Origin of the sequence: Paenibacillus sp. GM2 (genome assembly GCF_900069005.2) — a bacterium.
Classification (GTDB): Bacteria; Bacillota; Bacilli; order Paenibacillales; family Paenibacillaceae; genus Fontibacillus.
On sequence record NZ_LN831279.1, the window covers coordinates 882,473 to 896,073 of the forward strand.

A 13,601-nucleotide genomic window follows, 5' to 3' on the forward strand; every position below is an offset into this window, starting at 1 on the left:
CACTTATAACAGTGTATCATAAAGATATGAAGGATATACTGTTAGCTGAGATAAAGAAAGGTGGTTATTAATATGGCAATCAACATTGCAATAAATGGTTTTGGCAGAATTGGTAGGCTGGCCTTTAGGCAACTTTTTGGTACAGAAGGCTATCAGATTGTTGCTATCAATGACCTGACAAGTCCAAAGATGCTTGCGCATTTGCTAAAACACGACACAACGCAGCGAGATTATAATGAAAAGATTGGTTATAGGGATAACAGTTTGACCGTGAACGGCGTGGATATTCCGATTTATGCCGAAAGAGATCCCGGCCAACTTCCTTGGAAGGATTTGCAGGTTGATTTAGTTTTGGAGTGTACAGGCTTTTTTGCATCAAAAAAAGCATCTACAGCTCATATTGAGGCAGGCGCAAAAAAAGTGGTCATCTCCACCGTTGCCGGAAAAGATATTCCTACTATTGTATTTGGTGTTAATGAACGCACGCTAACTAATGAGGACACCATAATTTCGGCCGCATCCTGCACAACGAACTGTCTGGCTCCAATGGTCTACTTCCTTAACGAGCTTTCTCCGATTAAAAAAGGTTTTATGACGACGATACATGCTTATACAAACGACCAAAATACCCTTGATGGCCCTCATGCTAAAGGTGACTTACGCCGTGCGCGTGCTGCGGCCGGCAACATCATTCCAACGTCAACCGGGGCAGCAAAAGCAATAGGGCTTGTCATCCCTTCTTTGGATGGCAAACTGGATGGTGTATCACAACGGGTACCGGTTATGGCTGGCTCTCTGACAGAATTGACAGTAGTCGTGAAAGGATCCGTAACTGTGGAGCAGGTCAACGAGAAGATGGAGCAATCCCAGTCGGAGCAATACGGATATACAGAGGAAGAGCTTGTTTCCTCTGATATTATTGGCATGACCTACGGCAGCTTGTTTGACGCCACACAAACAAATGTAATGGAACTGGGAACAGATACTTTGGTAAAAATAGCAGCATGGTATGATAACGAAAACTCCTTTACTAGCCAAATGATCCGCACCGCCAAATATCTTGCTGAATTGTGATGGTAAGACGGTCATTTACCTTGATATTAGTTAAGCTGTCACCCGCTGTTTTTTATTTTCGACGAATGTCGAGATCTTAGAAAAAGTCCCCCGACTAAGCGGGGGACTTTCTTCCTTTCTAACACCATCTCTGTCTTACTTTGCAAGCAGCTTATAGCTATGCCCTTGCCCAAGCTTCCCAGATTATGCAGCCATCCTCTTCATATTCATGGCTTTGCTGGCTGCCATCTGCATCATTATAAAGGCTTAAACCTCCGCCAAACTTACTCTTGTCGTAATAGTCCGTACTCCACCGCTTGTGACATCTATCCAGGCGTTTTTTGTGTGAAAAAATGGTTGGAAAAGGACGTGGAGCGAAATATATTTAAATTAACTTGAAGTAGTTCATATAAATTAAAATCAAATCGCTTACAAAAAGGGGAAGAGGGGTATTGAGCAATGAAACGAATTCCGATGCTGCTTCAGCTGGCACTCATTCTGTTCGGCGTCATGGCGATTCCGTTGTCTATTCTGACCTGGTACAGCGGAGCACAGATCCTGCGGAATTCCGAACTTGAGATTGCGGAATCCGCACTCGCAAGGCTGAATGCGAACCGGAAACTGAATGAGAATGCACTGAATAATCTGGCACAGGATGCCGTAAGCTGTCTTCGACCCATATTTATGACCGAATCCGCAATTTCGATACCTATGCCGAGCTTGGAGAGAATTATGGCAACATGAGCAGCGCCCTTACGGTGCTGAATGAATTGGTGAACTTGAACCATAGAGTCGATGGCGTGTACTCTACCTATTTTTATCTGGAGGGAGCGAACTACGTCATTTCCACGGACAAAGGAATTCCGACGCTGGACAGATATGAGCCGATCGATTGGATCGAGCAGGCGCTGATCGGAAAGATAGGGATAGGAGGTATTTGGTATCCCGGGTATTAAGCTCGGGGACGAATGTCATTTCGTATGTGCTGCCATTATGCTGGTGCTGTTAGCGGATCGTATCGCCAAGAAGCTAGGTGAAGACGGACTGCTATGAGAGATAGTTTTAAAAGTCAACTTTTGATCACGAAGTATTTAAATTCAAAGAAAGGAGGTGGGTTCTTGAAGTCTTCGGGCAATTTACTCACTGTGCATCGCAACAGACGCTTTGACACTTGGGATATGCGAAGGCATGGCTGCCGGAGCGCTTAAAGGTTAGGCGTCGGCGCTACAGTTCAACTTCTCTAGCTAGAGTAGGAATTTTCCGGTTATAATTTATGTTCATAATCTAAAAGCTGCGAACTTTCGCAGCTTCTTTTCATTCATTATTCATAAATCATGAACGAAGGAGAATCGAAATTGTTCAAAAATCCATTTAAAGTATTCAGAATCGACGTTGTTTTCTTTTTCGGATTTGCTTTAATCGTGACGATTCTCGTAGGAATCGTGGTTACGGTAAGCTATATTAACGGATCCAGAGATATAGCCGATAACACATCCTATTATCAACAGAAGTTATTGATTGAGCTGCATAAAAAATTGAATACGAGTCCAGATACGGAAAAGCATATTTACTTGGAAAATACTCACCGTAATCCTCTGCCCGACCAATTACTGGCTGAACGTCTGAAATGTAAATTTATGGATTATGGAATATTATGAGATAATGGGGAACGGCAGCTACTCCGGCGGTGTGAACGGGTGGCTCCATTACGTTCTAACCCCGGCTGCCTACTCAAACTTTCGAAGTAGTCCGGAGCGGCTGATCAACGGCTCCGGATCAAATCTAGTTAAAGTCAACAAAGAGTTCCATCCCCCGGAATTCCAGAATACTGCACTTCTACCGCGTCAAATACATCAATTGCAATCGTCTTATCTTCAACTCCATCTGCGCTGATCGTGACCTGGATAAGGCCTGCATTACGACCTACTCGTATGACAGCTAAAGCTCGCCCGTAATACGTTTGATGATTACCGGACACAAAGCCTTCCTCCGTGTAAGGATTGGCGGAGCCGATAGCAAGAAGCTGCCCGGCTCCGCTGACCTGCACGTGCACGGATCGATCGGTGGCGGGCAGAATTTCACCATGGCCGTCGGTAAGGTAAATGTTCACATAGCACAGGTCCTGCCCATTGGCGCGAAGCACTGTTTTTTCAGGATCAAGAGTCAGTTTGATGTCTTTCCCGCCCGTTCTCAAGTGATTTTTGCCCAGTTCTTTCCCGTTAGCGTCATAATTCACGGCCACCAATTCACCAGGCAGGTACTTCGTTTTGAACAACGCGGCACCTTCCTTTATCGGCTTCTTTCCAAGCGATTTGCCGTTCAGCAGCAGTTCCACGGTCTTAGCTCTGGAATAAACGACGATTTTGGCCGGAGAACCTTCATAGCCATGCCAGGACCAGCTGTGCACCGCATCGGACTTGCGCCACATCGAACGGATGACTTTCTCCTTAGCATGAGTAACCGGTTCAACCCCGATATAAGGGTTATTACCAATCGTTCCCCACGCAACGCGGTTCAACCACACCTCCGGCCGGAACCAGCCGCAAATATCGATGACACCGGCATCTGCTAAAAGATAGGGGTACTTCTTCAACAGCCAACCGCTTGGACTGCGACTGGAATAAGCGATCGCACCAATGCCAGCCTCGCCTAGATAATCCCAGCCGACCCACATGAAATCGCCAATGATATACTTATTGTTCATGGTGGCGCGCCAGTTTTCCATAATATTGGGCGGACGTGTCTCGCTTCCTACGATGATCCGTTCTGGATGAAGCCGAGGTTCATTGGCGTAACGGATGGTGCCGTAATTATATCCGCAAATATCCAGATGAGAAAAGTGTTCGGCGGTAGCTTTATCACAATTTTTCTTTTTACTTTGTCTATCCATCATGCCGCCCATGATGTTTATCAGGATATTGTAGAACTCGCTGGCTACCAGTTTGAACTTCTTTTTATCAGGCTTGGCAGGTCTCTTCTTGTCATCCACATCGACAACCTTGAATACTCCGATTCCTTTCATTGCCATGTTTGCGAGCATTAAGTTGGTGCCGCAGGTAACCGGTCGTGAGTCGTCCAGTCTATGGCAAACCTCGGTCATCTCTTTGGTTAACTGGATGCCTCGCTCTTCCCATACTTCTCCGATTTCGTTACCAATCGAATACATGACCACCGACGGATGATTATAATCGCGCACAACCATGGCGCGCAGATCCTCCATATACCATTTGTCAAAGTCGGAAGCGTAATCGTTCTTTTGTTTGTGCACAACCCACACATCACTGAACTCATCCATCACATACATGCCGACCTTGTCTGCGGCTTGCAGCAAGGCTCTTGAGCAAGGATTGTGACTGGACCGAATTGCATTAAAGCCGGCCTTTTTGAGCAGACGTACACGACGCTCTTCCGCATCGTCAAAAGCACAAGCACCCAGTATCCCATTGTCATGGTGGATACAAGCTCCCCGCAGTTTCGTTTCTTTTCCGTTGACCAAAAAACCGTCGGTGCTCCAGGAAAGCGTGCGGATGCCCACATCCACCCATTCCTCATCCACAATTCTGCCGTTATGCTCCAGCATAACTTTACATTGGTATAGCTCCGGCGTTTCATCAGACCATAGCTTCCCATCCGGGATGTCCATAACTGCACAATCACCATTTGCTCTTGTCATCAACTTGCCCTTGTAATAAACTTCGATGACAACACCTCCTCCGCTGTGTTCTATTCGAACCTCAATCCGCGGTGGCTGGTGCGATAATGTCTTTACTTTTACCCCGTTAATGTGTATGTGGTGTTCATCTTTGACAATCAGGTTTACGGGTCGGTAAATTCCACTGCCGGTATACCACCTCCCATTGGGCGTGTCCTTATTGTCGGCAATTACAAGCACTTCATTTTCTTCACCGTACCGGACATATTCAGTACAATCTACATAGAACGTTGTGTAACCGGAAGGCCGTTCCGCTGCCTGCTTGCCATTGATCAGGACAACCGCGTTCCTGTAAACGCCTTCAAATTCCAATGTCAGGCGCTTTCCCGCAAACTGATTGGGGATATTCCAAATTTTCTTATAGTAGTACTTGCTGCCCGGATAGAATCCGGAATTGTGCGCATTATCGCAATGGGGGTCGCGTTGTTCCCATATCATTGCGTCATGAGGCAAATCTACCTCTTTAACTTCGGTCTGACCCTCTTTCCAAAACTGCCAATGATCATTGAAGCTCGTTCTCGCCATTTTTACACCGCCGTTTCTAATTAGTATAAAAGGAAGTAGAGCGCTTTCATAACCTTAATTATTCCATAGGTTATCTATTGATTATGGTAAAATACTTATATAATTGGTATGAAATCGAGGTGTCTTATGAAAGAAGTTAATGAGCAGACCCGTTGGGTTGATTTATGCAAACAAATTCATATAAGCATGCAGCTTCCGGTTTATTATAGAATGGATGGAGCTTCTCACGGCGAATTGTTGTGGAGTTCTGAATATACTCATCCTTTGTTTTCCGGAGCGAATGAGTTGTTCAGTGCCGTGATCGCTCAGGATACGAATTTGAAGTACCCTATTGTTCGCGTTACCGACTTTCGGGAGCAGTTCATCATTCTCCCGATCTATCGTGACGGAAGGCGGCAGGGGGGTGCTATCATTGGTCCTATGATCCAGGAACGCCCGGATAGCGATGTCCTTGCCAAGCTCATAAACGATTACGGTGTATCCTTCCAAGAGAAGGCGCGTTGGAATAGGTATTGGCGCAGTCTCCCGGTCGTCAATAGGTTCAGACTGCTTCATATATGTGTACTGGCGCACTGGGTGATCAACCATGAAGCTTTGGATGTCAAGGACATATTCGAATCCAGTTTGCAGTATGATCTGCCGAACTGGCCCAAGGACTATGTGGAAAAGGAGCTTGCAGATCGACGGGAGTTTTCGCTTTCCCATATGGGGGTGGATAAAGAGAAGAGTCTTCTCGACTTGATTCGACGAGGGGAAAGGTCCGAGCTATTGCAATTGCTTGCCGAAACGACATACGAAGAAGCCGGAGTTCTTGCTAAGCGGAGTCAGCTCCGGAACTTGAAGAACTTGGCTATTGGAGCCATTACGCTTAGCGTGCGGGCTGCGATTGAAGGAGGTGTGTTCGAGGAGAGGGCATACACATTGGGAGATTTGCGTATTCAGCAAATCGAGGAACTAAACGAAGCGAAAGCCGTGGAAGCGGCCATGATCCAAACGATGCTTGACCTTGCCGACCTTGCAGGACAAAGCCGTAAAGTAAGCTTTTCCAAACCGATTCGCAACTGCAGGGAATACATTTATAATCACCTGTTTGAAAGCTTTTCAACGCAGCAACTGTCTGAGATAACCGGACTGAATGCCGACTACTTGTCCCAATTGTTCAAGAGAGAAACCGGCATGACCTTGACGAACTATATTCAGAAAGAACGGATTGGAGAAGCTAAGAAACTGCTCGATTCTACCGGCGAGACGATCTCGGCGATTGGGTCGCGACTAAGTTTTTACGATCAGGCTCATTTCCTCAAAGTGTTTAAGAAACATGTAGGCATGACACCCAAGCAATATCGAAATAGGCATTCCAATAAATAGAGGTGGGAAGGGCTGCGGCTCGCCTTTCCATTGGGCCATTTCATCCGAGGGTGGATAATGCAAAACCATATAAATCATTGGATATTAGGCACGTGGAGATCATTTGAATGGAAAATTGAATAGTTTTTCTTAAACGGCTCCAAATTAGGGTATAAATTAAAAAGCAATTTACTATTGTGAGTGGCGAAGTGCGTCCGTAAAATTCCCTTTCTTTTATAGGGAGAATCCGGGCGTTTTTTATTTGAATATAGGTGCTGTTGGCGTCGAAATCCTATATAAATAACCAATAAGGGGGGCCGCCACGTCGAGCGTAGGACAACAATTATTGAGACTACACCGAGGATGCGGTCGAACACCTTCTGCTGATCGAAAGACTTCAGGCAGCCTCGAACCCGGACTGTCTGGCAATTTCAGACCGGGCTTATTAATAATCAGCTGCTTGCTGCGGTTGAAAGGGTCTGAGGTGAAGGAGATTTGTTTAAAAAAAGTAGACTGCATAAAAACGTCCTAAGCAGCCTCTATGGTAATTCCACCGTACTGAGGTTGTTTAATTTTGTCTGAAAAAGCTGTCATAATAATAAAACCAACTGTTCTAAATCTGAGATCATTTGGCCAGCTTGCCTGCTGACCTACCTGATTCTAGATGATCGCTTGTTCCGTATAGAATGCTGTGATTGTGGATTTGCGGTCAATTGCATATTCATTTTCGTCTAGCAATTGTTTTTACTCTGTATATTCCTTTTACTAGCCGACAGCTTGGGATGAAACGCATTCGCCAGGCTGCCCCAGCCGACATAGCTTGCTAATACTTGTTGTTCCTCGGGTGTGGCTTGCCGCTGCCCGGTATCCAAGTGCTTGAGCAGCCGAATCGCTTCTACATTGCGTTTGTATTGATTTCTCGGCCCGGATACGTATACGTATGGAGAACGCGACGGATCAAAACGATGGTTGGATGCAGGGGAGACGGCGATAACAGAAGCTGGCGCGTCATAGTCAGCAACGGAACCGGAAACGCTTTGCGATATATTGATGCTGCCGGTGATTAAAGATGATTGCGAACGATTCCCGGCTTATTTCCTATGGTACAAATTAAGCTGATAGAACTATTACCCAGGAAGGTAGCTTATACGATAAATAAAAATAACACCTTTGGGATGTTAATATATTGCAAACGACAAGGGAGAAGAATTAATGAACAAAAGCAAAGCACTATTGTTTATCCTGGCCGCCGCACTACTCATTCCTTCAGCAACAAACTGGCCAACTGCGTCTGCAGCAAGTTCTACGGATTCGCAAGATTCGTCCAGCGTAACGGTTCCCAACCGAACATTCCATTTGGTGGGGAAAGGAAAGGTAAAGGACTTTACAGACGTCCAGCGTAGACGCTTTCATTTCAGCCAGTTTGAGCCAACAGGCTTCTATGCCAGCCCAAATGAAACGCTGACCGTTGATGTGCAAGGTCTCCAGGCGGTTAAAGCTTACATCGGCACTTACGGCTATGACCGTACGTGGGAATCGCCTCCCGATAAGTTTACGCTTCAACCTGGCGCCAATTCCATTTTGAGTATACGAGGCGGAGTCCTGTATTTCAGTAATGAGAACACTAGTGGAAGCGTGGACCTGACGGTTACTAACGGGGGAACGCCAATTCCACTCTTTGTCTTAGGACAGACGACACAGACCGATTGGGACAATATGCTGCAGCAGTACCCCAATGCCTATGCCGTAGAGCTTAAAGGAAATCGCTCTCTCATAACCGTCTCCTCCGGCAAAGCCCGGCAGTATCTATCAGGTAAAAATCCGGCGCCGCTCATGCAGAAGCATGACGAGATTATTGCCATGGAAGATTCGGTTTCAGGCGTTGGGCTAGAGTATACCGGTGTGGCGAAAGCAGATCCTCACTATATTCATTTTGTTGAAAATATTCATCCAGAGCCTAATGAATATATGTATGCGACCGATTACTATACGTCCTATATCCCCGATGTGGTTAACAAAATTCTGGATGTGAATACGCTTTTGAACGATGGCTGGGGGCCTTGGCATGAACAAGGGCATCAGCGTCAGCAAAATCCTTGGACATGGGACGCTTTGTCCGAAGTCACCGTGAACGTGAGTAGCTTGTCCGTACAGAGGAAGTTGGGCATACCCTCCCGCCTGGAAATGGACAAGGTATATAACGATGTATTTTCCTATTTGAATCAACCGGCGAATCAAAAGAATTTTGACAGCCTCAATGATGATTTCACGAAGTTGGCTTTGTTCTGGCAGTTGGATTTGGCCTTTGGGGAGCACTTTTATCCACAGCTTCATCAACAGTACCGAATTCTGCCCGACGAGCTTCAACCGAAAAACGACGACGAAAAAAAACAGCTGTTCATAATGATATCGTCCAAAGTGGCCAATCGCAATCTAGTCCCGTTTTTTGAACAGTGGGGCATCCAGTCTTCACAGGAAACGCGGGATGCTGTAGCGGCTTTGCCGTCGTTAACCAAACAGATTTGGTTAGGCCGTGATGCGAATCCGCTGGTAGAGAATATCGTTCAGCCGTACCGTGTTCCCTCAGGCGTACCAATTCCGCAACAAGTCGAGTTAGGTCAGGGGAAAGCCCAGATCACCAATTTGAATCAGTGGCTATCCGGCCTTGCGGAGGATGTGCACGTCACGGATGTTTTTCTGAAATCCCAGCAGTTGGGCGCTTCAACCGCTCTGGTCACGATTGAGGATACTGCCGGGAATGTCAACGGCATCCAGGTCCCGATTCAGGTCGTTACCGGAGATACGATGATTTTCCAGGGGCTCGGTGATTGGAACAGCGCTGCGCTGACTTTGGATCATACGTCCCAAACGCTTCTCGCCAGTACGCCGAACCGGGAATCAACCATCCATAGTTACTTCACAGAACCTTATTATACGGTCAAAATATTCCCTAAGAACTCAGACGAGCCTAAGCTACAGGCTTCAGCCAAAGGCACCGACACCCCGGCCGCCTTCGTAGACGCTCTGAACAATGCAGCTTTCGAATACGGGGATGTCATTCAGATTACGCATGAAGAGCCGTCGCGTTTTCTAGTTTATGATAATGCCACGAAGCTTGCGCCGAATACAGCCAAGACCCAGACATATACAATCACAACCCAAGGCTTTGTGCCAAGAAGCTTGCCTACCGGAGTTGCCGTACCACAGACTGTGGAGATCGGGGTCAACAAGGAACAAATCACAAATTTTCAGGCATGGGTGACGAACCTATCTCCGAATACCCGCATCGTTGGGATTACAGAGCTGGACACGACGGTTGTCGGTAACACGAACGCCAAGGTGAAGCTTCAAGATGAACTGCTGGGTGACACGAGCATTATCAACGTACCGGTTCAGGTCGTATACGGCGATAGCCTGGTTTTCCAAGGACTTAGTGACTGGAACAGCGCGACGCTGACGCTAGACCATACGTCCAAAACGATTTTGGCTAGCACACCAAAACGCAGTACCTCCATCCATTATTACTTTTCAGAAACTTACTACTCGGTCAAAGTATTGGATAAGAACACAGCAGTTGTAAAGTTTCAGGCTTCAGCCAAAGGCACCGACACCCCAGCGGCTTTCGTAGACGCTTTGAACAAAGGGGCCTTCGAATATGGGGATGTCATTCAGATTACACATGAGGAGCCTTTCCGCTTTATCGTCTATGACAATGGCACAAAGCTTGCTCCGAACACAGCCAAGACGCAGACATATACGATTACAGATCAAGGCTTTGTGCCTGAAAAAGGATAGTCGAAGCTCGTTGATCATTTAGCGGCTTTGTCATGAGCAGCGGGCCGGGTGCGAGTAAACGGTTTAATAAATGGTTCAACGCTTGAGGGAGCTTATCCAAAAGAATATTTATTAATACACTAAGAAAAATAGATAAGAAAAGGAAAAACACAAAGATTCCCAATACTTTCATGAATTTTTCTCCTTATTTTATTATGTGTATAGTCAAAGGGAATCTTCATTTAAAATCCGTATGAACCAATTGAAGTATTTAGGATTTCGGGATTGGACTAACGGGAAACGATAGCTCAATGAAGACTTAAAGAGGCAGCCGGCTTTTTGTCGACTGCTTTTTCTCAATCAACGGGCAGATTAGTTTAACAAATATCCATGAACTACTTACTTTCTACCATATTAAATACCCGCGAAAAAAGGATATATTATTTACAAAATAATATGACCGTAGGGGATGTGATCGCACCCCATATTTTTACTAAGTGCATCTATCCTTATTTTGCTTTTTTCTTCCTTCGGCATTTTGCTCCATTCCTCAATCCAGTTTGAACCCAGCCCAATGAAAAAGGCTATGCCTATTCCCAGAAAATCAATCCGAAAATAACATAATGCAAGTTCATAGCCATTCACTCTCCTATCTGTTTTGAATATTTCTAAAATTGGCTGGAAAAGCACATAAAAAAAGCTATCGCTACTATGCTTCTCCAGTGGCATACTCCGTAAAGGAATCCTACGGTAATGCCATCTGATAGGGAAAACATAACGATGGTCTAATTAAATTCATGGGTGATTAGGGGATGATTTCTGTCATATTCAATCACAGAATCTCAGTGGCTGTTTCATGCCGGATGGTTTGTCGAGTCGAGCCAGACCCTGGTCATTCATATGATTCGTACACCGAAGCTTCCATTTATACAAAGCCGTGCTTCCGCTCCGCTTACACTACTCACTTTTACCGGCATTGCAGTGCTGACTATCATTCCGTTTACCGCTTTTGGGACAATTCTCGGATTTATTCCGCTGCCGGCTGCATACTTTGCCTATCTAATTCCGTGCATCATCTTATATATGGTGTTGGCTATAAGTTTGAAGAAAGCCTATGTACGGCATTACGGTGATCTTCTTTAATAGAAAGGAGCTTTGCAATGAACTACACAGAACTATGGATGCGTCTCTTTCACACAACAGTATGGTTTGGCATTGATATAGGATTTTGGCCTCCATGTTTGTATGTCTGCTCGTTGTGGTTTTGATGAGTGTTGTATTTTGGGGAATGAAACCTAAATCTATAAGAAATGATCATCCAAGTGAACACTAATTCACTTTAATAGCTTCAGTACAGCGCTAAGAACCCTACAATAAAAAAACCGTCAAGGCTAATCTGCGTGCACTGCGCTCGGCCTTGACGGTTTCCTTTTACGGATTTAAGATGAACAACTTCCCGTTTCCTCAAACCCCACTCGATAGCGTAATTGAGATCAATAATAAGCTCATTGGTAACATTGCCTCTCGGCAGGATCAAAGAGGGCTTTAAGATTTATTTGCTGATAATTGAATATTGGGATTATACGATGAGATCACTATTCAAGCGGAGGATGGTTATAAAGAACGAGAACAAACGATTCTAATTTAGACAGGACTAAGACTTTATAAAAATGCTTATTATTTCGATCCTAGAAACGACCACATACTAATGAAGTTACTATGTGAAAGAAGGTACGGATATATGAAATCTTTAAATGGCTCGATATATCCTGCTATTTTTAAGCGGCAGTCCACTCGACGCTATAGTGATAGCCTTATTTCTACAGATAAACTCTACGGTCTCCGGGTTTTCATGCAGGAGGTTGTTCCCCTTTTATCATTAGAACAGTCGGTATTTGAAATTCAGCGCCATAAGGGAAACACGATGAAAATAGCAGCTTACGCGAAAAATCAGGCAACTTCCTTCATCAATCTGGCATTCATGCTGCAGCAAATGGACTTGTTCATCCAAACGAATGGGATGGGGGCGCAATGGAGCTCCACGGTAAGAGCAACAGAGAAGCAAAACAAGGGTTTCCATATAGAGTTAGCCTTGTATTTGGGATGGCTAAGGAGAGTCCCGTTCGCATGAGTATAAGCCAATTTGACCGTAAGCAGCCGGAGGAAATATCAAACAGGCCGGAGCTTCCTCTGGTTGAAGCTGTGCGGCTGGCGCCAAGTGCGCGAAACAGGCAGCCTTGGTATCTCGCATGCAAAGAAGGGTGCATTGATTTCTATTGCAGAAAAGGTGGCCTCATCGACAATACTTTGCTTAAAAACTTACATTGGTTCGATATTGGGATCGCTGTCTGTCATGCGGTTCTCGCCTTGCAGGAGGAAGGCTTCTCGCCAATCCCTGTGATTAGGCCTGATCCGCCCGAAAGAGCAGGATGTATCTATGGCATTAGTTTAAATATTAATCCCGCGAAAAGCGCAGAGATCCCTGCTAAATATCGTACTAATAAACGTAGAAATTTCATCAGGCGTTTTGACTTGCTCCCTCTATAAGCCATGCGATTATGAGCTATATCATAATCTGGAAAATGATATGTTGGAGTGTCTCACGGATAAACAATAAGCAGATATGAGCTGCTTGCCGGATAAGGTGGTTGATAATTTGAGAAAACAACCCACAGAAGACGGGAGAGTCGAAGGGCAATGAAGCGATTAAAGATATTCTTTTTAGTTACCGATCTGGGATTTCTGGGTAACACCAGGGAACAATTTGCGGACGGAGGGAGCCGTTGTTCGATGCCTATTATTAACATAAAGATGGCTAAGGGGCGGAACATTCAGCAAAAACAACAGCTTGTCGAAATAATTACTAAAGCATCGGCCGAGATATTAAACGTGAAAGAAGAATGGGTAACAGTCATTTTCGATGAGTATGAGAGGGATAGTTGGGCGACTGGCGGCTCACTTCATTCTACGAAATATGGTGATGGATCCGGGAAGATGGGGACGGAGTGATTCCTGAAAACACGTTTCTAATAGAATAAGTAACAGAGAAGGTTTCTGATTTGCTTATCTTGGCAAATTGGAAACCTTTTCATATGTCCAATAAATTCAGGCTTGCTTCAATCTCATGCTTCTACAACACAATCGGCCTCTCTTTTAACACTCTTTTTATGCTACCCGTACAAAACCAGCT

Annotated in this window: 10 protein-coding genes and 1 pseudogene; 9 read left to right on the forward strand and 2 right to left on the reverse strand. The window is 45.3% G+C overall.

Annotated features, from left to right (window positions below):
- Positions 1 to 72 precede the first annotated feature (72 nt).
- The 4 genes from gap to BN1360_RS25965 all read left to right on the forward strand — a co-directional run bounded on the left by gap (position 73) and on the right by BN1360_RS25965 (position 2,711).
- Complete coding sequence (gap, locus tag BN1360_RS13865; RefSeq protein ID WP_068780442.1) at positions 73 to 1,074, forward strand: type I glyceraldehyde-3-phosphate dehydrogenase; 1,002 nt, start codon at positions 73 to 75, stop codon at positions 1,072 to 1,074.
- A 438-nt stretch (positions 1,075 to 1,512) separates the two neighbouring features.
- Positions 1,513 to 1,797: a hypothetical protein gene (locus BN1360_RS13870; RefSeq protein ID WP_068780443.1), complete on the forward strand. Its 285-nt coding sequence runs from the start codon at positions 1,513 to 1,515 to the stop codon at positions 1,795 to 1,797.
- Entirely contained in the window at positions 1,794 to 2,009 is a 216-nt protein-coding gene (locus BN1360_RS13875) for a hypothetical protein (protein ID WP_068780444.1), read from the forward strand. Before BN1360_RS13870 ends, BN1360_RS13875 begins: the two co-directional genes overlap by 4 nt.
- Positions 2,010 to 2,387: 378 nt before the next feature.
- On the forward strand, positions 2,388 to 2,711 hold the full coding sequence (locus tag BN1360_RS25965) for a hypothetical protein (protein ID WP_229521001.1): 324 nt from the start codon (positions 2,388 to 2,390) through the stop codon (positions 2,709 to 2,711).
- 134 nt (positions 2,712 to 2,845) lie between these two features.
- Here BN1360_RS25965 and BN1360_RS13885 read toward each other — a convergent pair whose 3' ends face one another.
- Entirely contained in the window at positions 2,846 to 5,290 is a 2,445-nt protein-coding gene (locus tag BN1360_RS13885; protein WP_068780446.1) for a glycoside hydrolase family 2 TIM barrel-domain containing protein, read from the reverse strand.
- Between the two features lie 126 nt (positions 5,291 to 5,416).
- Between BN1360_RS13885 and BN1360_RS13890 the strand changes: the two genes are divergently transcribed.
- Both BN1360_RS13890 and BN1360_RS13895 read left to right on the forward strand, forming a co-directional pair.
- A complete protein-coding gene (locus BN1360_RS13890; RefSeq protein WP_068780447.1) occupies positions 5,417 to 6,658 on the forward strand; it encodes a helix-turn-helix domain-containing protein in 1,242 nt (413 codons plus the stop codon).
- A gap of 1,191 nt (positions 6,659 to 7,849) precedes the next feature.
- A complete protein-coding gene (locus BN1360_RS13895) occupies positions 7,850 to 10,432 on the forward strand; it encodes a M60 family metallopeptidase (protein WP_068780448.1) in 2,583 nt (860 codons plus the stop codon).
- Positions 10,433 to 10,855: 423 nt separating this feature from the next.
- On the opposite strand, the gene BN1360_RS13900 is transcribed toward BN1360_RS13895, so the two are convergent.
- On the reverse strand, positions 10,856 to 11,140 hold the full coding sequence (locus BN1360_RS13900; protein WP_068780449.1) for a DUF3784 domain-containing protein: 285 nt from the start codon (positions 11,138 to 11,140) through the stop codon (positions 10,856 to 10,858).
- A 171-nt stretch (positions 11,141 to 11,311) separates the two neighbouring features.
- On the opposite strand from BN1360_RS13900, the gene BN1360_RS13905 reads away from it, so the two are divergent.
- From BN1360_RS13905 to BN1360_RS13920, 3 genes and pseudogenes are all read left to right on the forward strand, one after another.
- Positions 11,312 to 11,554, forward strand: coding sequence for a hypothetical protein (locus BN1360_RS13905; RefSeq protein WP_068780450.1), 243 nt, complete (start codon positions 11,312 to 11,314; stop codon positions 11,552 to 11,554).
- Positions 11,555 to 12,152: 598 nt separating this feature from the next.
- A pseudogene (locus BN1360_RS25970) lies at positions 12,153 to 12,958 on the forward strand (nitroreductase family protein).
- Between the two features lie 150 nt (positions 12,959 to 13,108).
- Positions 13,109 to 13,420: a tautomerase family protein gene (locus BN1360_RS13920; RefSeq protein ID WP_229521002.1), complete on the forward strand. Its 312-nt coding sequence runs from the start codon at positions 13,109 to 13,111 to the stop codon at positions 13,418 to 13,420.
- Positions 13,421 to 13,601: the final 181 nt, after the last annotated feature.

Bases quoted from the DNA above. Each gene is read 5' to 3' on its own strand.
- gap (WP_068780442.1), top strand. From the start codon at position 73: ATGGCAATCAACATTGCAATAAATGGTTTTGGCAGAATTGGTAGGCTG.
- BN1360_RS13870 (WP_068780443.1), top strand. From the start codon at position 1,513: ATGAAACGAATTCCGATGCTGCTTCAGCTGGCACTCATTCTGTTCGGC.
- BN1360_RS13875 (WP_068780444.1), top strand. From the start codon at position 1,794: ATGAGCAGCGCCCTTACGGTGCTGAATGAATTGGTGAACTTGAACCAT.
- BN1360_RS25965 (WP_229521001.1), top strand. From the start codon at position 2,388: ATGAACGAAGGAGAATCGAAATTGTTCAAAAATCCATTTAAAGTATTC.
- BN1360_RS13885 (WP_068780446.1), bottom strand. From the start codon at position 5,290: ATGGCGAGAACGAGCTTCAATGATCATTGGCAGTTTTGGAAAGAGGGT.
- BN1360_RS13890 (WP_068780447.1), top strand. From the start codon at position 5,417: ATGAAAGAAGTTAATGAGCAGACCCGTTGGGTTGATTTATGCAAACAA.
- BN1360_RS13895 (WP_068780448.1), top strand. From the start codon at position 7,850: ATGAACAAAAGCAAAGCACTATTGTTTATCCTGGCCGCCGCACTACTC.
- BN1360_RS13900 (WP_068780449.1), bottom strand. From the start codon at position 11,140: ATGCCACTGGAGAAGCATAGTAGCGATAGCTTTTTTTATGTGCTTTTC.
- BN1360_RS13905 (WP_068780450.1), top strand. From the start codon at position 11,312: ATGATTCGTACACCGAAGCTTCCATTTATACAAAGCCGTGCTTCCGCT.
- BN1360_RS13920 (WP_229521002.1), top strand. From the start codon at position 13,109: ATGAAGCGATTAAAGATATTCTTTTTAGTTACCGATCTGGGATTTCTG.